This is a genomic window from Pseudarthrobacter kochi (assembly GCF_055412805.1).
In genome coordinates, this window is the sequence record NZ_JBVAYV010000032.1 from 22,375 (window position 1) to 43,229 (window position 20,855).

General features: G+C 65.5%; 14 protein-coding genes. 4 read left to right on the forward strand and 10 right to left on the reverse strand.

Features of this window, described 5'->3' with window-relative positions:
* Positions 1-67: 67 nt before the first annotated feature.
* From ACZY0Y_RS14775 to glf, 4 genes are read right to left on the reverse strand one after another with little or no spacing between them, the layout of a single operon-like run.
* The gene (locus ACZY0Y_RS14775) at positions 68-820 is read right to left on the reverse strand and encodes an ABC transporter ATP-binding protein (protein WP_463958809.1); all 753 of its coding nucleotides are present in this window, start codon (positions 818-820) and stop codon (positions 68-70) included.
* Positions 821-1,690, reverse strand: a complete 870-nt coding sequence (locus tag ACZY0Y_RS14780; RefSeq protein WP_463958811.1) for an ABC transporter permease — start codon at positions 1,688-1,690, stop codon at positions 821-823.
* Positions 1,691-3,682: a glycosyltransferase gene (locus tag ACZY0Y_RS14785; protein ID WP_463958812.1), complete on the reverse strand. Its 1,992-nt coding sequence runs from the start codon at positions 3,680-3,682 to the stop codon at positions 1,691-1,693. It lies immediately after the preceding gene.
* Positions 3,679-4,866: a UDP-galactopyranose mutase gene (gene glf, locus ACZY0Y_RS14790; RefSeq protein ID WP_463958814.1), complete on the reverse strand. Its 1,188-nt coding sequence runs from the start codon at positions 4,864-4,866 to the stop codon at positions 3,679-3,681. Before glf ends, ACZY0Y_RS14785 begins: the two co-directional genes overlap by 4 nt.
* Positions 4,867-5,109: 243 nt before the next feature.
* Between glf and ACZY0Y_RS14795 the strand changes: the two genes are divergently transcribed.
* Complete coding sequence (locus ACZY0Y_RS14795; RefSeq protein ID WP_463958815.1) at positions 5,110-9,117, forward strand: FtsK/SpoIIIE domain-containing protein; 4,008 nt, start codon at positions 5,110-5,112, stop codon at positions 9,115-9,117.
* 20 nt (positions 9,118-9,137) lie between these two features.
* Here the strand turns inward: ACZY0Y_RS14795 and ACZY0Y_RS14800 are convergent, their stop codons facing one another.
* Positions 9,138-9,623 carry a hypothetical protein gene (locus ACZY0Y_RS14800; RefSeq protein WP_463958817.1) on the reverse strand — a complete coding sequence of 162 codons (486 nt, stop codon included), beginning with the start codon at positions 9,621-9,623 and terminating at the stop codon, positions 9,138-9,140.
* A gap of 239 nt (positions 9,624-9,862) precedes the next feature.
* Here ACZY0Y_RS14800 and ACZY0Y_RS14805 point away from each other — a divergent pair, with 239 nt between their 5' ends.
* Positions 9,863-10,111 (forward strand): WhiB family transcriptional regulator, encoded by a 249-nt coding sequence (locus ACZY0Y_RS14805; protein WP_003804966.1) that lies wholly within the window; start codon positions 9,863-9,865, stop codon positions 10,109-10,111.
* A 163-nt stretch (positions 10,112-10,274) separates the two neighbouring features.
* On the opposite strand, the gene ACZY0Y_RS14810 is transcribed toward ACZY0Y_RS14805, so the two are convergent.
* From ACZY0Y_RS14810 to ACZY0Y_RS14825, 4 genes are read right to left on the reverse strand one after another with little or no spacing between them, the layout of a single operon-like run.
* Positions 10,275-11,744, reverse strand: coding sequence for a sensor histidine kinase (locus ACZY0Y_RS14810; RefSeq protein ID WP_463884358.1), 1,470 nt, complete (start codon positions 11,742-11,744; stop codon positions 10,275-10,277).
* Positions 11,745-11,780: 36 nt separating this feature from the next.
* The gene (locus ACZY0Y_RS14815) at positions 11,781-16,655 is read right to left on the reverse strand and encodes an NAD-glutamate dehydrogenase (protein WP_463958819.1); all 4,875 of its coding nucleotides are present in this window, start codon (positions 16,653-16,655) and stop codon (positions 11,781-11,783) included.
* Between the two features lie 59 nt (positions 16,656-16,714).
* On the reverse strand, positions 16,715-18,028 hold the full coding sequence (locus tag ACZY0Y_RS14820; protein ID WP_463958820.1) for a CpaE/TadZ family protein: 1,314 nt from the start codon (positions 18,026-18,028) through the stop codon (positions 16,715-16,717).
* On the reverse strand, positions 18,025-18,669 hold the full coding sequence (locus ACZY0Y_RS14825; protein WP_463958822.1) for a CpaB family protein: 645 nt from the start codon (positions 18,667-18,669) through the stop codon (positions 18,025-18,027). The genes ACZY0Y_RS14820 and ACZY0Y_RS14825 overlap by 4 nt, the downstream gene beginning before the upstream one ends.
* Positions 18,670-18,817: 148 nt before the next feature.
* On the opposite strand from ACZY0Y_RS14825, the gene ACZY0Y_RS14830 reads away from it, so the two are divergent.
* A complete protein-coding gene (locus tag ACZY0Y_RS14830; protein ID WP_024367836.1) occupies positions 18,818-19,033 on the forward strand; it encodes a helix-turn-helix domain-containing protein in 216 nt (71 codons plus the stop codon).
* Positions 19,034-19,084: 51 nt separating this feature from the next.
* On the opposite strand, the gene ACZY0Y_RS14835 is transcribed toward ACZY0Y_RS14830, so the two are convergent.
* Complete coding sequence (locus ACZY0Y_RS14835; RefSeq protein ID WP_463958823.1) at positions 19,085-19,669, reverse strand: hypothetical protein; 585 nt, start codon at positions 19,667-19,669, stop codon at positions 19,085-19,087.
* A 196-nt stretch (positions 19,670-19,865) separates the two neighbouring features.
* Here ACZY0Y_RS14835 and ACZY0Y_RS14840 point away from each other — a divergent pair, with 196 nt between their 5' ends.
* The gene (locus tag ACZY0Y_RS14840) at positions 19,866-20,594 is read left to right on the forward strand and encodes a LysM peptidoglycan-binding domain-containing protein (RefSeq protein WP_463958824.1); all 729 of its coding nucleotides are present in this window, start codon (positions 19,866-19,868) and stop codon (positions 20,592-20,594) included.
* Positions 20,595-20,855: the final 261 nt, after the last annotated feature.

Genomic DNA, 20,855 nt, shown 5'->3' on the forward strand with positions numbered 1-20,855 from the left:
ACGATTGCGGTCTCGGGCGCCAATCTCCCCGAATTTGCATCGACCGCCGTTTTCCCACGCGGAAGGGCTAACCCACCGAAGACCTTCGCCGGAGCTCGTCTACGACCTCGTGCACTTCAGCGTCCATGACCACCTTGCCGTGTTCGAGCAGGACGCCCCGTTCACACACGGTGGCGACCAGATCCAGGTCATGGCTCACCACAAACAGGGTCTTCCCCATTTCCGAAAGTTCCTTGATCTTGGCGATGCACTTGCGCTGGAACGGCTCGTCGCCCACGGCGAGGATTTCATCAATCAGGAAGACCTCAGGGTCTGTGTGTACCGCAATGGAAAACGCCAGGCGCAGGTACATTCCCGAGGAGTAGAACTTCACTTCCGTGTCAATGAATTCTCCGATCTCGGAGAATTCGACGATGGAATCGAACATCTCATCGATCTGCTTCTCTGACATACCAAGGATGGCGCCGTTGAGGTAGACGTTGTCCCGGCCGCTGAGGTCGTGGTGGAAGCCTGCGCCGACTTCAATCAGCCCGGCCACGCGCCCCCGGGTCCGCACCGTGCCGCCGTCAGGTTGCAGGACTCCGGAGATCAGCTTCAGGAGAGTCGACTTTCCGGAACCGTTGAGCCCCATGAGGGCCACAGTTTCGCCCTGTTTGACCTCAAGCGATACGTTGTCGAGCGCGAGGAATTTTTTCGACAGGTCCCCCTTGCGCCCTTTTACCAACCAGACCAGAGCCTCCTTGAGGGACCGGGTGTGGCGCAGAACGAACTGCTTGCGGACGCCAATACAGCTGATGGCGACGTGGCCGTGCTTCGTCATTCAGAGCTCCTGTGCAAAGTGGACGGAAAGCCGGCGGAACATCAGCTGACCAAGGAACAGAATAGCGACGGAGGTGAGCAGGGAAACAGGGAGCCAGAAGGTCAGCAGGTCCGGAGGCATGGTGTCGCTGACCATCTGGTCAGCCTTCAGCGTCGGCTCCCAGAACGTCCAGTGGAAGACACCGACGGCGGTCGTCATCGGGTTCAGCATGTAGACCCAGAACCACTGTCCCATGACACGCTCGACCATGGTCCATACGTAGAGCACCGGAGAAGCCCAGGTGACAACCATGACGATCATGTCCACGATGTTCTCGGAGTCTCGGAAGTAGACGTTGACGGCGCCGAACATCAGGCCGAGGCCGGTGGCCAGCACTGCCACCATGACGAAGATCAGGACCGCGGCGGCTATCTGCAGGATCGACGGAGTCCAACCTACAAACAAGCACGCTGCGACCAGCACCAGCAATTGGGGCAGGAAGTGGGCGGCCGATACCCAGACCGTTGCCACCGGAAATAGCTCCCGCGGCAAGTAGATTTTTCGGATCAGATCGCGGTTGTCAACGATGGATCGGGTGGCATTGGACAATGACTCCGTGAAGAAGTTGACCAGGACGATGCCCGAAAAGAGGTAGATCGCGTAGTTGGGCGTCCCGTGCTCAAGATTCAGGAAAATGCCCAGCGCGATGAAGTAGATCAGGAACTGCATCAGTGGTTTCACATAGGACCACATCAGCCCGAGCACTGATCCGCGATAACGGATTTTGATTTCCTTGCGTACGAGCAGCTTCAGCAGGAACCGGTCACCGTAGACGTCGAGCAGTCCGCGGCCGCTTCCGGGTTTTACGAGTTGGTCGACTTGTCCGGCCATCTAGTTGCGGTCCTTGGCGTCGGCGTCGAACGTCCTTTTCCAGGCTGCCATTGAGGTAATCCCGGGAACGGCGGCGCGGTACTGTTCAGCCAGCTTGTCCCACTCGCGGTAAAGCCGGAGATGCAGGCGTGTTGCTTCAGTCAGCATCAACTTCAGCTTCTTGGGGTCCCGCCGATACCAGGAGGCCCCCGTTCCCTCTGCATTGGACACTATGACGCTGTCGTAGTGCGCAAGCCGGAACCACCGGTTGTCGCGGTGGGCCAGGAATCCCTGCGGACGCTCGGCGCTTTCCGGCGCAGGAGTCTTGACCAGCTGACGCGAAACTGTCTTGATTCCCCAGGGAACCAGGTCTTTCTTGCGCGGCATACCGATTGGGGCGCCCCCCATGGGTCCGCGACCCAATTTCGGCGCCGGGAAGTCGTCGACGTCGTCCTTGAGCTGGGCGTCCGGGTACTCGGACTTCAGTGCGTTGATTTCCGGTAGGCGGGTGGCCAGAACCTGGTGAAGATCATCGGGCCCCTTGAAGATGTCCTTCAAAGCCTCGATCCGGCCGTGCTCAGTGAAGTACTGCATGGAGACAAGATGCTTTACATCGGCCTGAACCGACTCCCTCAAGACACGGCCACCCTTGGGGTAAGGGCTATGAATAAGCGTTGTAATCAGCCTGTTGCGCTCATGGAAGTATGACTGCCAGCCGACCATGTCATCTTTGTCGGCCCAAGATACGTGCCACACGGCAGCACCCGGCAACGATACCGTCGCGAAGCCCGCCTCCCGGGCACGCAGACCATATTCGGCGTCGTCCCATTTGATGAACAACGGTAGGGAAAGCCCGATCTCCTTGATCACCTGCGTTGGGATCAGACACATCCACCAGCCGTTGTAATCAACGTCCACTCGGCGGTGCAGCCAGGCGGTCTGCCGGAGGTTGGCGACGCTGAAATCGTGGCGGAGTTCCATGTCGGCATGTGGCTGAGCCGGCACGATTCGGTAGGGGTCGACGACCTCGCCAAAGGTGTGCAGGACGCTGCGGCTGTAAAGGTCGAACATGTGGCCGCCGACGATAGTGGGCTTCCGGCAGTAGTCGGCGAATGTCAGGAGACGAACGATGCTTTCGGGCTCGACGACGATATCGTCGTCGAGCAGAAGCACATAGTCGCTGCCATTCTCTACCGCTTCGTACATGCCGCGGGCAAAGCCGCCGGAACCGCCCAGGTTGGCCTGGTTGATGACCCGGAGTTTGCCGCCGAGTGCTTCCTGGACCTCAGTGAAACCGACCTGGTCCTCGACCTTCTGCGTCCCTTGGTCCACGATCAGGATCTCTTTGACATCGTTGAGGACGTCGAGGTTGTCAGAGAGAATCCGGGCGTTGTTGAGGCAGAAATCGGGTTTGTTCATTGTGGTGATTTCCAGTGTCACCTGGCCTCGGTGGTTCACATGGTCCGGGGTTTCCCACTGTCCGGACTCCAGCACCAGGTCCGTGGAGCTGGCGGCCAAGTCAAACCAGTACCAGCCACCATCGCCGAACGGCTTGAGGGACAGCTCGAATATCGAGGTTGAATCGCCGTCCACTTGCTTTCCGTCAACACGTTGCACGGAGCCGCGGGCATTGGACTTGTAGACGGTGATCGCTCCGCTTCCGCTCGTCTTTACGACGAGCCGGATATCGCGGACAGAGGTCCACCGCCGCCAATAGCTTGCAGGGAACGCGTTGAAATAGGTACCGAAGGAGATCTGCTCACCGGACCGCACACGCATGGACTCCCGCGAGAGCAAGTCCTCGAAGTGCGCCTGGCGGCTTCCCGAACTGAACATCTGCAGTTTGTCTTCGGGGAGCTTCGGGGAGCGCGCCAATTCATCGTTCTCCCGCAGCCGGATGCCGCTGGCGGGACCCGCATCCACGTACAGCGGGATGGTGTCCGTCTGATCGGCGGAGGGCAGGATGACCCGCTGGATCCGCGTCCAATCCTTCGTTTCGTCCGCGGCACTCATGCGTCGACCCCTCCACTTTCAATCTTGGCGCCGCCCTCAAAATGCGGGCGGATCTGGTTGTCAAACATGGTCAGCGCGGACCCGATGGCCATGTGCATGTCCAAATACTTGTAGGTGCCCAGCCGGCCGCCAAACAGGACGTCCTTCTCGGCGGCCGCCAGATCGCGGTACTTGAGCAGTCGTTCGCGGTCCGTAGGAGTATTGATCGGGTAGTAAGGCTCGTCGCCCTTCTCCGCCGCGCGGGAGAACTCGCGCATAATGACGGTCTTTTCCGTCTGGTAGTCGCGCTCCGGGTGGAAGTGGCGCGGCTCGATAATGCGGGTGTAGGGCACATCGGCGTCGTTGTAGTTGACCACCGACGTTCCCTGGAAGTCGCCGACGTCGAGCACTTCTTCTTCAAAGTCGATGGTGCGCCAGGAGAGGTCGCCCTCAGCGAAATCGAAGTACCGGTCCACGGGGCCCGTGTAGATGACAGGGATGTTTCCGACGACCTTGCCTTTGCTGTACTCGTGCGACTCGTCGAAGAAGTCCGTGTTCAGCCGGACCTCAATGTTCGGGTGCTCCGCCATCTTCTCGATCCACGCGGTGTAGCCGTTGGTCGGGAGGCCCTCGTACTTGTCGTTGAAGTAGCGGTTGTCGTAGTTATAGCGCACCGGGAGGCGGGAAATGATTCCTGCGGGCAGGTCCTTGGGGTCCGTCTGCCACTGCTTGCCGGTGTAGTGCTTGATGAAGGCTTCATACAACGGACGGCCGATGAGCTGGATACCCTTGTCGTTCAGGTTCTGCGGATCGGTCCCGGCAAGTTCCCCGGCTTGTTCCTTGATCAATTCCTGGGCCTGGCCCGGGGTCAGGTTGGCGCGGAAGAACTGGTTGATGGTCGCCAGGTTGATCGGCAGGGAGTAGACCTCGCCCTTGTGGACGCCGTACACCTTGTGAACGTAGTTGGTGAACGTCGTAAAACGGTTCACGTACTCCCAGACCCGCTCATTCGAGGTGTGGAATAGATGTGCACCATACCGGTGCACCTCGATGCCGGTCTGCTCTTCCTTTTCGCTGTAGGCATTGCCGCCGATGTGGTGTCGGCGGTCGATGACTACGACCTTCAAGCCCAGCTCAGTGGCGGCCTGTTCTGCGATTGTCAGGCCAAAGAAGCCCGACCCTACGATGACGAGGTCAGCGGTCACAAACTCTCCTGGTTCGAATGCGGGCAGCGCAATTTTGCGCATTGTCTGCTGCTTTAGCCTACCCGAGGCGGGGTGTGAACCGGCGAATCGCGGCCAGCGCCCGGGCCCGCCGGCGGCCCTATCGTTGGTTCGTCCCCCGAGGACTGTGCCGCTTTCCACATAGCCCGAATCCCCTGCACCCCGCCATCGCATCCACGCCTAGCGTGGGACTCAAACGACGCCGCGGGAAAGGATTCTTCCTTAATGATGCTGCACTGCACCCTGGTTCCGGCTCCGGGGTCCGCACTCATTTCCGGGCCTCTGGAGCTGGCCGTCGAAGTACCCGCCGGGTGCCCCGGCGTGGAACTTCAGGCGGCCATCTCCTCGCGCTACGGGACCGGGGAGCTGACGGTGGCCAGGGTCCCGGTGGCTGCGTTGAAAGTCGGCGAGCGCCCCCTCGTTAATGGCGCCGTGCTGGTGGATGGCGCCGTGCCGTCCACTGTCCACGATGTAGCACCGCTGGTACTTGCCGTGCACAGCGGGCCGGGCGCCGGTTTGATCTTTCCGCTGCGGCGCGGGCGGTTCCGAATCGGACGCAGCGGCACGGAGATTGTCATCCCGGATGCCGAGCTGTCCCGGGAACATGCGCTGCTCGACGTCACTGATGCCGCCGTCACCCTCCTCGATCTTGGGAGTGCCAACGGGATTCGTGTCGACGGAAGGAAAGTACCGACGGCGACAATCTCCACGGACTCCATGATTCACTGCGGCGGCTCGTCAATGTCCCTTGTTTTCGGCGGTACTCCCGGCATCACCGGCGATGCCGGGTCCGATGTCACGGCACCGCTGGTGGTCAGCAATCCCACGGCTCACAGCAACAAGGCGGCCTTCCTGCTCGCTGCGGTTCTGCCTCTGGCCATCGGTGTGGGCCTGGCCGTCCTGACGGGCATGTGGATCTTCCTGGCCTTCACCGCCGTGTCCGCGGTTTCGGTTCTGGTGCCCGTCGTTGCGGGCCGAAGGCAGCGCGGCGAGCTGAGGGCGGCTGTCGCCGCGGCCGTGCGTGCGGACAAGGACCGACGACGGCGGGCCGCACCATCCGCCGGTGTACTGTCCCTTGCAGGTTCTTCGGCCGAACCCGGCTCTCCGAAGGTGTCTGCCACGCCAACGGGCCCCGTCTGGTTACGGCTGGGACAGGCACAACAAAGGGCGAATATCAGGGTGGAGCCGCCGGATTCCGGTTTTCGGCCTCCGCTGCTTGGACTCATGCCGGTAACCCTTGATCCCGGAATATCGGTGACGACTCTCCGTGGCCCGGAGCCAGCTGTGGCGGAAATGGTCAGGTCCATCGTGCTGCAGCTTGCCGGCTACACCGCAGCCCGGCGAACCAGGATCCTCATTCACGGCCCCACCCCACCGCTGCTTGCCGCGCGCTTCCTGCCGTCCGTAATTCTCTCCGCACCGGAGGGGTCCACGCTTGAAACCCTTGCCGCAGGCCCAGGGCCGGGCTATGAGCGCGGCGTGCTGCTCATCGTCACGGCCCGGGGAACCGCCGGACTATGCGCCGCAGCGCTAAGCCACGGCTGGCAGGTGCTCGATTGTTCCGGCGATCCTGCGGCGGCTCCGGCAGCCGGTACTGCCATCGTGCTCAATGAGCGCACCGCGCGGCTTTCATCGGCCGACTCCTCGCTGGAGTTCATTCCCGATCTCGTTCCCGCCGGCGTCTTCGACCGCAACTGCCGCGGTCTGGGGGCACGAGCCCCCGAGTCAACTCCCCCGGCGGGGCTCCCCGGTGCCTGCTCCCTGGGCGCACTGATCCCGGTCTCAGCGGCGGACATCACCTTGCGCTGGACCGCATCCGCGATCGCGCGCGGCCTTCCAGTCGCGATCGGCATCGGACGTTCCGGCCCGCTGCGGCTGGATCTCACGACGGACGGTCCCCATTTCCTGGTGGCGGGCACCACAGGATCCGGCAAATCGGAATTGCTGCGGACCCTGGCCGCGGGGTTGGCGGCGGCCCATCCACCCGAGCGCGTCAACCTGCTGTTCATCGATTTCAAGGGCGGCTCGGGCCTGCGCCCGCTGGCTGGCCTTCCCCACTGCGTCGGACTCCTCACGGATCTCGACCTTGATGAGGTGACCCGCACCCTGGCATCCCTGCGGGCCGAAGTCCGCCGCCGGGAGGAGCTCCTCGCCGCGTACGGGGCCGCGGATCTCCCGGGCTACGAGTCACTTGATCCCATGGGGCAGCCACTTCCCCATCTGGTGATCATCATCGACGAATTCCGGATGCTGGTTGATGAGGCACCGGAAGCGCTTGCCGAGCTCATGCGGATTGCTGCCATCGGCCGCTCCCTGGGGATACACCTCATCATGGCAACCCAGCGACCCCAGGGCGCCGTTTCCGCGGACATCCGTGCGAACGTGACCAGCTGCATCGCGTTGAGGGTCCAGTCCGAGCTGGAATCCATCGACATCATCAATTCCCGGCTGGCGGCAGCTATCCCGATTACGCGTCCGGGCCGCGCCTACCTGGTCCGCGGGAACGAAGCGCCGGAGGAGTTCCAGACGGCCACGGTCACGCCGCCCCTGCGAGAGATGCCTGGCAGCCCAACTGTGATGGAGGCGATGGAATTCCTCAACGGCGCGCCGGCGGGTCCGTTCCCTGACCAGGCGGACGGCACCACCCCGCCACCGTCGCAGGCGGCGTTGACTCGGCTGACGGAAGCAGTGGCGGCCGTGTGGGTGGCGACCGGCCGGGGGAAACCGGGCCGCCCCGTCGCAGAGCCCCTCCCCGGGAACGCGCCGTTTCCCGCGGACGGCCGCCGCAACCGGATCAGGCTGGGGCTGCTGGACCTTCCCGGGGAGCAACGCGTCGCCGAGTTCGGCTGGCATCCGGGCACAGACGGCCACCTGGGTCTGATCCCGGGGCTCAACGGAGGTGCAGATGCCGTCCTTCGGCTCATCGTGGATCAGCTCGTGACCTGCGATGACGAATCGCACGTATACATCCTGGACGCCGCCGGTGCATTCAGTGCCGTAATCAGCGCCTCCAGGGTCGGGGCAGTTGCCGGGCTGCACGAACTCCGCCGGGCAGCGCGGGTGCTGGAGCGCATCTCGGAAGAAATGGCCCGGCGCCTGAGCGCCACCGGTACGGCAGACCCGCCTGCCCTCGTCCTCGCCCTGTGCGGCTGGGGGTCCTGGGTATCGGCGTTCAGATCCGGCCCGCTGGCTTGGGCCGAAGATCTGGTCCTGGACATCGTTCGCGACGGCGCACGGGCAGGGATCACGGTACTTGTGGCGGGGGAACGCGAGCTCGTGACGTCACGGTTCTTCGCGGCCATTCCGAACCGGGTCTTCCTGCCCGCCGGCTCAACGGAGGAGGGGCGGCTCGCCTGGCCCCGGCTGCCTGCCATCAAGGCGGCTGCGAGCCGGGTTGTCGCCTTTGGGCCAATCTCCATCGCGCCGTCGCTGTCCGGGCACGTGGGACAGCTCTTCGAGCCTGTTCCCCCGGCCATCCGGGACGAGCCCATCCGGGGCGAGGCCATCCCGGCCGCGCGGACCCGGCCGTTCCGCATCGAACCCCTGCCTCAAAGGGTGACGGTCGCCGACGTCCGCTCCCGGGCGGGGCCAGGCCTTGGAGGCAGCGGCGGCGCCGCCATAGACCCTGCCGGCACCCCGCCGGCTTCGAAGCCTCCTCCCCTGCCTGACCATCTGTTGCTCGGGGTCGGAGGCGACGAACTCCTCCCGGCGGGCCTCCATTTGCCTCCCGGCGCCGTTCTTGCCGTCCTCGGTGGCCATGCTTCAGGGAAGAGCTCGCTGCTGTCGGCCCTTCCTGGCCTCAATCCGGCAGCCAGCTGGCTCCGGCCCCCGGCGGCGACCGATCCGGAGCGTTACTGGTCAGGGACCCATGACGCCGCCCTCGCCGGGGCACTGGACCCCACGGCGATTCTCCTGATGGACGACCTCGATCTGCAGTCGCCCGAAACGAACAGCCGGCTGCTCCTGCTAAACAGCCTCGGATGGCCCGTGGTCCTGACCGCCGGCTTCAACCCGGCTGTTCGGCAGCGGCTACCGCTGACGCAGATTGCGGTTGGCCAGGGTCGGGGGGTCCTGATCGCCCCGAGGACGCTGATGGACGGAGACCTCTTCGGGGTCAGGTTCGAACTCGAGCAGAGCCCTCCCCCGGGCCGCGCAGTGCTGATTTCGGACGGGCGGGCGGAGGCGGTGCAGCTGGCGTTCGACCCTGCCGCAGACGGCAGCTGCAGTCCGTGAGGCTCCGGCGAGAGTGCGGCCTAAAGTGCGGGCGGCGCCCCGCCGGCACGTGACGCGAACGCGATGACACGCTTGTCGAAGAGCAAAATGATGGCGAGAACCGCGGGCACCAGCATGGCCAGGCCCGCCACGGGGTATCCGCCCGACATCGTGGGAAAGCCGATAGTGAGCGTGAAGAGCTGCGCCACCAGCGCGCCGGCACGCGGCCACCGGTAGCCGCGGAACAGGAAGGTCGACACTGCAAAGAGCCATGCGGAGAAGGCCAGGAGGAGCCCCAGCGTGAACACCGCGCCCCAGAACGAAAGCACGGGGGCCCCGGTCAGCAGCTGGCTTCCATACCAGATGGCTGCCACCAGCAGCGCCGTCGCTTCCAGTGCAACGATGACCGCAATCACCAGGATTCCCGCGGGCCGGGCGGGTGCGCCGGCGCCGGCCCCGCCTGCGGGGGACCCCGCAGTATCGCCGTCGCGGGGAGGTTCGGAGGGGTTTTCAGAGGCTCTTGACACACTGGCACAGTACCGGACATAGTCGTCTAGATGTGAGGCAGCCGCCAGCCAATGTGATGCATCGCTCACGATCCCAAGGTATTTTGCAGCCAAGTACCCCTTGTTTACACAGCGTTAACATGACACGCTTAATCCAGATGACCGAGGGGGCCCCAGAGGGCCCCTTTCTTATGAAGCCTCTAGTGAATAATTTCACAAAGGCATTTAACGAGTTCCCAGGAATGGAGTGACTGATCAGCATGGATTGGCGTAACCGCGCAGCGTGCCTTGACAAGGACCCGGAGCTTTTCTTCCCCGTAGGAAACACCGGTCCTGCCCTCCTGCAGATCGAGGAAGCCAAAAGTGTTTGCCGTCGATGCCCTGTCGTCGACACCTGCCTTCAGTGGGCCCTTGAGTCCGGACAGGACGCCGGCGTGTGGGGCGGCATGAGCGAAGACGAGCGCCGCGCCCTGAAGCGCCGCGCAGCCCGCGCCCGCCGCGCCTCCTGACACAAGGTTCCTGACACAAGGTTCCTGACACAAGAATCCTGACGCCGGCGACACCGGCGGCCCACTTTCACCGGCAGGACAGCGATGGCCGCAGACTCAGTCTGCGGCCATCGCCGGTTAACCGCCGCAACAGGCACGGGCCGACCGCCGGCCGGCCGGTCAGCTACGGTTTGGCCAGGCTCAAGACAATCTGGACATCCGTTCCGCCGCCCTCCCTGGCCTTCCACTGAATACTGCCGCCCAACTCGCTGGTCACCAGGGTGCGCACAATCTGCAGGCCGAGTCCCTCCACATAGGGTTTAGCGGGAATGCCGACCCCGTCATCCGCCACCGTCACCGTGAGCAGCTCCTCGCCGTCCTCGCTTTCGGAGCGGTCCGCGATCAGCCAGACAGTTCCGGTGCGGCCCTCCAGGCCGTGTTCGACGGCGTTCGTCACCAGCTCGTTGATCACCAGGGCCAGCGGGGTGGCGAAGTCGCTCGGCAGTTCGCCGAAGAGTCCGGAACGTGCGGTCTTAACCTGCTGCGACGGGGACGCAACCTCGGCTGAGAGCCGGAACTGGCGGCCGATGAGCTCGTCGAAGTCCACGCTCTGGGTCAGGCCCTGCGACAGCGTCTCATGCACGAGGGCGATCGTGGCCACCCGCCGCATGGCCTGCTCGAGTCCCTGTTTGGCCTCGTCGCTGACCATGCGCCGTGACTGCATCCGAAGCAGCGCGGCAACGGTCTGCAGGTTGTTCTTCACCCGGTGGTGGATCTCCCGGATCGTGGCGTCCTTCGTGACGAGTTCCAGCTCCCGGCGCCGCAGCTCGCTGACGTCGCGGCAGAGCACCAGGGCACCAAAGCGCTGCTGTTCATCCCGCAGGGGAATGGCACGCAGGGACAGGCTGACCCCGCGGGACTCTATTTCACTGCGCCACGGCATGCGTCCCGTGACCACGAGCGGCAGGGTCTCATCCACCAGGCGGCGGTCCTTGAGCAGGCCCGCCGTTACTTCGGCCAGGCTCCGGCCCTCGAGCGACTCGCCGTCACCGAGCCGCCGGAAGGCCGAGACGCCGTTGGGGCTCGCGTACTGGACGATGCCCTCGGCGTCGAGCCTGATCAGGCCGTCACCGACGCGGGGCGCGCCGCGGCGGGAACCGGTGGGCGAGGCGAAGTCCGGCCACAGCCCCAGCGTCCCCATCCGCAGCAGGTCGTAGGCGCACTGCCGGTAGGTCAGCTCCAGCCGCGACGGCATGCGGGAGCTGGAGAGGTCCATATGGGTCGTGACGATGGCCAGCGTCCGGCCGTTCCGGACCATCGGCACGGCCTCGACCCGGAGGGCCATGTCGCTGCTCCAGTTGGTCTCGTTGGAGCGCTCGATCGTTCGGCTCTCCCACGCCTTGTTGACGAGCGGCAACAGGTCCGACCTGATCCCCTCCCCCACGAAGTCGGCGTGGAACACCGTATGCGTGGTGGAGGGGCGGACGTGGGCAAGCGCCACGTAGCCGAATTCAGGGTGCGGAAACCACAGCGCCAGGTCGGCGAACGCCAGGTCAGCGACCATCTGCCAGTCGCCGACGAGGAGGTGCAGCCACTCGGCATCCCCCGGCCCGAAATCAGCATGCTCCCTGATAGGGTCCGTAAAGATTGCCACAGCACCTCCATTTGCGACGCCGGGAGCGGCAGCTGCCTAGCGTCGAACGATTGACCTCAAGAGCCTCAATGCTACCGACAGCGAGGCCATGTCATCGGCCTCGAGGGCGTTCACCTCTTCAAACATGCTCTTCGCCCGGTCCAGCTGCTCAACATTCTGGCTTTCCCAGGCCGCAAGCCGTTCCTCCGCCGGCATCTGGGGAGGCGTTGTCTCCAGCACCGCCGTCGTCATATCCGAAACGGTCGAATAGAGATCGTCACGGAGGGCCGCCCTGGCCAGGGCCTGCCAGCGGTCCTTCCTGGGCAGCTTGGTGATGCGTTCGAGCAGGGAGTCGGCGTGGAAGCGGTTGAACACGGTGTAGTACACATGGGCGATGTTCTCGACGGGTTCGGGGCTGACGTGGACAATCTTGGCGATGTCGAGCAGCACGAAGCTTTCGAACAGTTCTGCCCAACGGTGCGCCAGATCCTCGGGCAGGTCCCAGCCGCGCGCCTTCTCAAGCCATTCGGCCACCCGGGCACGGTCGTCGCCGCGCAGGTAGTCCAGCAGGCGTGCCCGCATCGGATCCATCAGCGGCTTGAACTCAGCAACGGTCTCGGCAATGGGCCGGGAGGCGTTGCTTTGGCTCAGGACCCACCGCACGGCCCGGTCCAGAAGCCGGCGGATATCCAGGTGGACAGTGCTCCAGTGCTCCGTCGGGAAGGACGCGGGCAGCTCGTTGAGTTCCCCGACCATGATGTCCAGTTCGTAGACTTCACGGAGGGCCACGAAGGCCTTGGCGACGGCGGCCTCAGAGGCCGAGGTTTCCTCCATGGCACGGAACGCGAAGGTGATGCCGCCCATGTTGATCATGTCGTTCGCCACCACCGTCGCGATGATTTCGCGGCGCAGCGGATGGGTGTCGAGGTCCGCATCGAACCTGTCCCGCAACTGCTGCGGGAAGTAGTTCCGCAGGGTCGCCCGGAACCACGGGTCCTCGGACAAGTCGCTGTCCCGGAGCGCCGAGGCGAGTTCGATTTTGGCGTAGGCCGCCAGTACGGACAGCTCGGGCGAGGTCAAACCCTGGCCCTGCTCCAGTCTCTCCCGCAGCGTCGCCGTCGTCGGCAGCGCTTCCAGGTCGCGCTTGAGGTCGGCGGACTTCTCCAGCCAGTCCATGAGGCGTTCGTAGCTGGGGCTCCATTCGGAGACCCGCATCCGGTCATTGAGCAGCAGGATGTTCTGGTCGATGTTGTCCTCCAGCACAAGCCGGCCGACTTCGTCGGTCATCGAGGCCAGGAATTCCGATCGCTCCGCAGGATCGAGCTTCCCCGCGGCCACCATCCGGTCCACGAAGATCTTGATGTTGACCTCGTGGTCGGAGCAGTCCACCCCGGCGGAGTTGTCGATTGCATCAGTGTTCAGGATGACGCCCTGGAGGGCGGCTTCGATGCGGCCACGCTGTGTCATGCCCAGGTTGCCGCCCTCGCCGACCACCTTCACGCGCAGGTCGCGGCCGTCGACACGGATGGAGTCGTTGGCCTTGTCGCCGACCTCGGAATGGGTTTCCGTGCTGGCCTTGACGTAGGTACCGATTCCGCCGTTGTAGAGGAGGTCGGCCGGCGCCAGCAGGATCGCGCGCAGCAGTTCGGGCGGGCTGAGCTTCGTGGTCCCGTCGGGCAGTCCCAGCGCGGACCTGACCTGGTCCGAGACCGGGATGGACTTCGACTGGCGGGCAAAAACACCGCCGCCTTCGCTGATCAGGGCCTTGTTGTAGTCGTCCCAGGAGGACCGGGGCAGCTCGAAGAGCCGCTGGCGTTCGGCGAAGGAGACCGCCTCGTCCGGGGTGGGGTCGAGGAAGATGTGCCGGTGGTCAAACGCCGCGAGCAGCCGGATGTGCTTCGAGAGCAGCATCCCGTTGCCGAACACGTCGCCTGACATGTCGCCGACCCCGACAACGGTGAACGGCTCGGACTGGGTGTCCAGGTCAAGCTCGCTGAAGTGCCGCTTGACGGATTCCCAGGCACCACGGGCCGTGATGCCCATGGCCTTGTGGTCGTAGCCGACCGAGCCGCCGGAGGCGAAAGCGTCGCCGAGCCAGAATCCGTATTCCGCGGCAAGGCCGTTGGCGATGTCGGAGAACGACGCCGTTCCCTTGTCGGCCGCGACCACGAGGTAGGAGTCATCGTCGTCGTGCCGGACGACGGCGGCCGGCGGCACCAGCTGCTCACCCTCCGGCATCGTCACGAGGTTGTCGGTCACGTCCAGGAGACCGCGGATGAACGTCTTGTAGCTTTCGATGCCCTCCGTCATCCACGCGGTGCGGTCCGAGGCCGGGTCCGGGAGCTGCTTGGCGTAGAACCCGCCCTTGGCGCCGGTGGGCACGATCACGGCGTTCTTGACCGTCTGGGCCTTGACCAGGCCAAGGATTTCGGTGCGGAAATCCTCGCGGCGGTCCGACCAGCGGAGCCCGCCGCGGGCCACCTTGCCGAAACGCAGGTGCACACCCTCGACCCGGGGCGAATAGACCCAGATCTCGAACATGGGAGTCGGGAACGGCAGGCCCTCAATGGCCGACGGGTTCAGCTTGAAACTCAGGTGCGCCTTGTTCTGGTAGTAGTTGGTCCGCAGAGTCGCCTGGATCAGGTTCTTGAAGGTCCGCAGCACCCGGTCGGCGTCGAGGGTTGCGACCTGTTCGATCGCTGCGTCCAGTCCGGCGAGGACCTCGTCCTGCCTGATGCGGCGTGCGTCCTCGCCCAGTGCGGGATCGAAGCGGGCTTCGAACAGGGCACTGAGCCCGCGGTTGACGTCGGGGTTGGCCAGCAGGGTGTCTGCCAGGAATCCGTAGGAGTTCGTGTTGCCCATTTGCCGCATGTACTTGGCGTAGGCGCGCAGCACGACGACCTGGCGCCAGTGCATCCCCTCGCGCAGCACCAGCCGGTCGAAGCTGTCGGATTCCACGGCGCCGGAGACCGCGGCGCCGAAGGAGTCGGCGAGCAGCTGCCCCGTTTTGAGGGGGTCCACCCCGGCGGGGTACTTCAGGCCCAGGTCGTAAAGGAAGAAGTCGCGGTGGTCCGCTGTTTCGATCTCGAACGGGCGCTCGTCCAGGACCTCCAGGCCCAGATTGTGGAAGTAGGGCAGGATCTGGCTCAGGCTCTTGGGCTCGAGCATGTAGAGCTTGACGCGGGCGTCCTCTTCCAGCGTTGCTCCGGCGCCGTCGGGGAGGTATACATGCACGCCGGGCTGTTCCTTGACGGCTTCCCCGGCGCGTTCGGCCAGGGCGCCGTACTTTTCGAAGCGGGCGATGTCCTCCAGGGCATCTTCCACCTCGTAGTCCACGCGGTAGCTCGCCGGGAAGGCCTCGGCCCAGACCGAGGCAAGCTCCTTGGCGCCGTCATCCTTGAGGCCGCCGGCTCCGTCGGCGCGGGCGTGCAGGACTTCGGCGATGCCTTCACTCCACGAGCGGGCCGCCCGGACCAGCCGCCTTTCGAGGTCGTCGCTGTTGACGTTGCTGACATCGGCGTTCTTCGGGAGCCTGATCCGGAAGAAGAGCCGCGCCAGTGCGGATTCGGTCATTCGCGCCTCGTAGTCGATGGACACGGCGTCGAAGGTTTCGCGGAGTTCCTGCTCGATGCGCAGGCGCACGTTGGTGGTGTACCGGTCACGCGGAAGGTAGACGAGGGCGGACATAAAGCGGCCGTAAATGTCGGGGCGGAGGAACAGCCGGGTCCGGCGCCGTTCCTGAAGCCGCTGGATGCCCGTGGCGATGGCCGCCAGATCGGGGATTTCGATCTGGAAGAGCTCGTCGCGGGGGTAGGTTTCGAGGATGCCCAGGAGGTCCTTGCCCGAGTGCGAGTCCGGCGGGAAGCCGGCATCGTTGAGCACCGCGGCAACCTTTTCGCGGACCACCGGGATGTCGCGCACGGATCCGGCGTAGGCCGTGGTGGCGAAGAGTCCGATGAAGCGGCGTTCGCCGTTGACGTTGCCGGCCGCGTCGAAGCTCTTGACGCCGATGTAGTCCAGGTAGGCGGAGCGGTGGACGGTGGAGCGCGAGTTGGCCTTGGTGATGACGAGGGCGCGCTTTTCGCGTGCTTTCTTCCGGCCGGTCTCGGTGAGGTGCTGGATCTGGTGCGGGGTGTCGGCGCCGCCGCGCAGCAGCCCGAGGCCGCTTTCTTCGCGGGGTTCCAGGACGTCCTCGCCGGATTCGTCTTTAAGGTCATATTCGCGGTACCCGAGGAACGTGAAGTTCCCGTCGTCCAGCCAGCGCAGCAGCTCCTGGGCCTGGCGGAGTTCGGCGATCTGCGCGGCATTGGCCAGCGTGTCCAGGCCCTCGGCGATCTGGAGGGCCTTGTTCCGCATCTTCGGCCAGTCCTCGACGGCGGCCCGGACGTCGGCGAGCACCCGCCCGATTCCCTCGGTCAGCGCCGCGCGCTTCGCGTCGTCGACACGGTCGATTTCGACGGCGATCCACGATTCCATGTGGGAGGCGTTGTCACCCTGGGCGATCAGGTGCGACAGGTTTGGCATCGCCGCGGTGTCGCCGCTGGAGATGCCCAGATGCGAGGGGACCCGCGAAACCTTGACAAGTTCACCGCTCTCACGGTTGCGGGTCACGACGAACAGCGGGTGCATCACCAGGTGGATGGGGGACTTCTGCCGGACCAGTTCCGCGTTGACCGAGTCAACGAGGAAGGGCATGTCGTCGGTGACGATGTAGACGACACTGCGGTCGGCTTCGTCGGAGATGGTGATGCTGGCGCGCCCCGGGAACCGGCTCACCGCCGTGTGGCGGTGCATCTCTGCCCGTGCAGCGAGCAACTCCTCGGGATACGCCCGGGCGTCTTCTTCGGCGAGGTGCTCGTAGTAGTCCCTCAGGTAGCCTTCTCCGGCACCGATCGAAACGGGTTGATCCTGCACGCTGGACCCAGACGACATCGACAAACGCCTCCATCAAAAAAGTTCATGGCCGCTTCGTTGCGGCCCTCAAAGCGAGCCTAACCCTTTACCCGACGCCTCGCTGTGGAAGAAAATACAGAGGATCGGCTGTTTCGCTGGACGGGTGCACAAACCAGTGCGGCAATGCCCTTCCGAAGAGGGGAATCAGGCGCAGCCTCGAGCAGGAGCGATCCCGAGAGCAGTGCCGCGTCACTCGACACCGGATCAGCCGGGAGGAACGCCAAGAGCGGTGCTGCGGGGCCGTACCGCTCCCATGCCTCGCGCAGCTGCCGCTCCGGGGACCGTCCGACGGCGGACTGGCGGACCTTGTTCAGCACCACGCGCGGTGTCACATGGGGAACAGCCGCGTCAAGTTCAGCCAGGCCACGGACCAGCCTCGGGACACCGATCGAGTCAGCCGCCCCCACCGCGAACACCGTGTCCGCAAGTTCAAGGCTCCGCAGCGTCGCGGCGTTCCGGCGTGGAGCCATCGTGTCAAAACTCAGTTCTTCGTCGGACTCCAGGCAGAACCCCGTATCGATCACGATGACCTCGGCCACCTGCCTGGCCCTGGCCAGCACCAGGGACAGTGCTGCCGCACGGAGTTCCGTCCAGCGGTCCGCGCGGGTGATTCCGGTCAGCACATGGAAAGTACCGGCCTTCGTCACCACCGGGGCTGCGATCCTGAGCAGCGCCTCCGGGTCGAGGAGGCCCTGGTCCGCCAGGCGGCAGGCCTGCGCGAGCCCGGCGGCCTCGTCCAGCAGTCCAAGCATTGCTGCGACGCTGGCGCCGTAGCTGTCGGCGTCCACCAACAGCACGGACCTTCCCTCGGCGGCGAGCTCCGCCGCCATGTTGGCCGCGAGCATCGTCCGGCCCGGCGAACCCGCGGGCCCCCACACCGCAATGATCTGCCCCGCACCGGCCCGATCGGGCCCCTCCGCGGGAGTGCCGCCAGCGGTACGGGGTGCCGGGCCGACGTCGGCAAAGCCGGGGTTTCCCTCCGGCCGGAGCCGCGGGTCGGCGCCGGCCAGTTGTGCGACTGCCCCCGTGATGCGGCCGGCAAGGGTGGCGGCGTCGACCCCGGTGAGTTCGGCGGCCACGCCGATCCCCCGCAGCCGGGTCTTCTCCTCCGGGCTGTCGGTCAGGGCCACGACGGCGACGCCGACGGCGGACAGCCGGTCGACCAGCGACGCCGTCAATTCCTCGCTGCCCTGGGCCACGACCGCGGCACGGGCCAGGCCGCCCTGGCACGCCGCCAGCAGTTCCGCCAGTTCGTGGCACCGCCGGACGACCGACACCGGGCCGTGAAGGCGCTCCAGCCGGCCGACCAGGTCCTCGCGCGAGTCCCCGACGGTGACTACCGGGATGCTCACGAGCCAGCACCCCCCGGGTTCCAGACCACGGAAATCTTTGCCTTATTGGCCTGCGCGCCCAGCAGGTTCGGCATCTGCGCGTCCGTCACCAGCACCATCACGACCGTGGACCGGGCAGACCCCAGCGCGGTGCTGCCCGGAGTGACCTGGGCGATTTCTGCGCCCGGCAGCAGCAGGGTGGGCTGACTGAACCCGTTCCGGCTATCGGGCAGTGCCACCCATACATCCACCCGGGAGCCGGCCACTGCCTGCGCCGGCAAGGCCTCATCAACGGTGACTGCCACCGGCTTCCGGTCCAGGCCATCGGGCTGGCCGAAACTGCCGCGCGGCACCAGCTGGTCCTTGCCGATTCTCTGGACGGCAACGAGCCCGTCAGGCACACCGGTCGCGGGCGTCAGGTAGTACTGTTCGACGTCGCCCAGACGGACCTTGACGCGGTTCAGTTTGTCCGCGGTCAGCTTTTCACCCACGGCGATCGATTCCCGCGCGGTGTAGGCCTCGGCGGTTTGGTCGGCCGCACCGACCAGGGAGATGACGCCCCCGACGGAGGCAAGGACGAGCAGGACGCCTATGAGTAGCCTGGGGTCTTTCCAGGATGGTTTCTTCAGCCGCGCCCCGCCGGTTACCGTGCCCACACTCATGCGTCCGCTCCCCCCGTAGTCGCCGCCTGGCACTGGCCGGGCATCATCATTGTTACGCCTTCGTGCCCTGACGGGAAGATGCAGGACCAAAGAAGTGCAAACTGTGGATAACGCCCTCAGATGGAGTCATCGGTGGCAAAATGGAAGCATGCCCCGATTCCTGACCCTTGCCGACGTTGCAGAGCAGCTCCAGATCAACGCCCCGGCTGCCTACGCGCTCGTGCGCAGTGGTGAACTCAAGGCGATCCAGGTGGGCGGACGGGGCCAGTGGCGTGTTGAGGAGAAGATGCTCGAGCAGTACATCGAGGAGCGGTACGCGGAGGCAAGCCGGATGATCGCAGAAGCCAAGTCCAAGACCCGCTGAGCGGGGCCTGCCGTGCGCGGCACGGCACCTCGGCCTACTAAATCCTGCGGCCTAGTCCTGCGCCGCGTAACCTGGCATCCGGGCCGACCTGATCCCGGCCAGCGCGCCAAAGGGTATGGTCGCCACCTGCCGGACGTTGGCCGTCCGCCGGTCCTCGCCGTCTCCGGTGACCGCCAGGTCAAGGTGGTCGCGCCCCACCCTGTCAATCACCCCGTGGAGCACCGTTTCCCCCGCTGAGCCACCGGTCAGCAGGACAGCCAGGGCCGCGCGGTCCCGCGCCAGCCCACGCAGGGCGCTGGCCAGGCCGAGCCTTTGCCGGACCCTGGACGGCTCGGGTACGGCCAGCCGCGAAAGCCCGCGGTACCGCACCGCCGCGGCATAGGGAACCAGCACCTGGTGCAGTGGTTCGTCCAGCACCAGCGCCTGGCTTCCCGCGTGGCTTAAGGTTCCCTCGACCGTGGATCCCGACGCCAACTGGACCACAATCAGCAGCCCCAGCGAACCCCGCAGCCGGTCCGCGAGCTCCACCGCTGCCGCCTCCGCCCGCGTCCGCTCCGTCACTTCCGCGTCGAGATCCAGCCGCTCGCTGGCAGCCATTTGTGTCTCCAGGTCGTCAAAGAGGGCATCCCAGCGCATGGCGAAAGCGTAGGCGCGGCCTGCTCAAGGGTCAACCGCACCCTCGAGAAATAACTGTAGACAAACGTGACTCCCAGGGTTCAAGCTTGATCTAAATACATCAAACAGTATCAAACAGCATCAAACAGGCGATATTCCGATGAAAGGGCAGACCACCATGAGGGCAGCAGCATCTCCGCGATCCAGGCAACGGCGCGTGCTTATCGCCGACGCCGCCATGGCCGCCGTCGTCTTGCTGCTGGGGCTCTTCCTCGCCGGAACGGGAGGCAGCCTCGTCCAGCGCTGGCGGTCCTCCCCGCCACGTCACCAGTCCCCCGGGTTCGAAGACCAGCTCGGTATCGCAGCGAACACGGCCGGCCTGATTGTGATCGCCTGGTGGGCCATGTCCCTGGCCATTGCTGCCGCGGCAGCCTTCCTGGAGCGCAGCGGGAACGTCCGCGCAGCCTCGGCAGCCGGAAAGTTCGCCCCGGCCTTTATGCGCCGGCTCGCCCTCGCGGCAGTCGGACTCGAACTTCTCACCGCACCGCTGGCCGCAGCCTCCACCGCACCGCCCGTCCCCGGCGCGCCCGCGGCATCCGCAGCATCCGCGGCATGGACGCCGACGGCGGTCCCGGCCGGAACCCCTGCGGAAGCCCCGGCCGTCGCGAATCCCCAGTGGCGGCCGCTGAGCCCGGTCGTCGAACCCGGCCCGCTGGCGGGGCGCCCGTTGCGGCACCAGCAACCCGCGGCCCAGGCAAGCGAGGTGACAGTACGCCCCGGGGACTCGCTGTGGAGCCTCTCGGCAGCCCGTCTGGGGCCGTTCGCCTCCGACGTCGACATCGCCCTCGACTGGCCGCGGCTCTACCAGGCCAACAGGGACATCATCGGCGGCAACCCGGACCTCCTGCGGCCGGGCCAGGTGCTCAAGCTGCCACCCGGGCCCTGAATCGGAGACGAGAACACCAGCACGACGTGACGAAATGGCAGACGTTCAACCGCACACCCCAACAGCAAAGGAAGCACCATGACCGCCATGACCAGCCCCCGCGCCACCGCGGAAGCCGTCCCATCGATCCCCCCGCCTCTGCAGCTGGTTCCGGGCGGAGGTGACCGACGCCGCGATGGCCCAGCGCGCCGAGTGCGTCATGCTCAACAAGGGCCCGTTCATCAATGAAGCCATCAGCATGCTCGCGGACATTCTGGGCCG

Bases quoted from the DNA above. Each gene is read 5' to 3' on its own strand.
- ACZY0Y_RS14835 (WP_463958823.1), bottom strand. From the start codon at position 19,669: ATGCGCTGGGATGCCCTCTTTGACGACCTGGAGACACAAATGGCTGCC.
- ACZY0Y_RS14785 (WP_463958812.1), bottom strand. From the start codon at position 3,682: ATGAGTGCCGCGGACGAAACGAAGGATTGGACGCGGATCCAGCGGGTC.
- ACZY0Y_RS14775 (WP_463958809.1), bottom strand. From the start codon at position 820: ATGACGAAGCACGGCCACGTCGCCATCAGCTGTATTGGCGTCCGCAAG.
- ACZY0Y_RS14795 (WP_463958815.1), top strand. From the start codon at position 5,110: ATGATGCTGCACTGCACCCTGGTTCCGGCTCCGGGGTCCGCACTCATT.
- ACZY0Y_RS14780 (WP_463958811.1), bottom strand. From the start codon at position 1,690: ATGGCCGGACAAGTCGACCAACTCGTAAAACCCGGAAGCGGCCGCGGA.
- ACZY0Y_RS14815 (WP_463958819.1), bottom strand. From the start codon at position 16,655: ATGTCGTCTGGGTCCAGCGTGCAGGATCAACCCGTTTCGATCGGTGCC.
- ACZY0Y_RS14825 (WP_463958822.1), bottom strand. From the start codon at position 18,669: ATGAGTGTGGGCACGGTAACCGGCGGGGCGCGGCTGAAGAAACCATCC.
- ACZY0Y_RS14830 (WP_024367836.1), top strand. From the start codon at position 18,818: ATGCCCCGATTCCTGACCCTTGCCGACGTTGCAGAGCAGCTCCAGATC.
- ACZY0Y_RS14805 (WP_003804966.1), top strand. From the start codon at position 9,863: ATGGATTGGCGTAACCGCGCAGCGTGCCTTGACAAGGACCCGGAGCTT.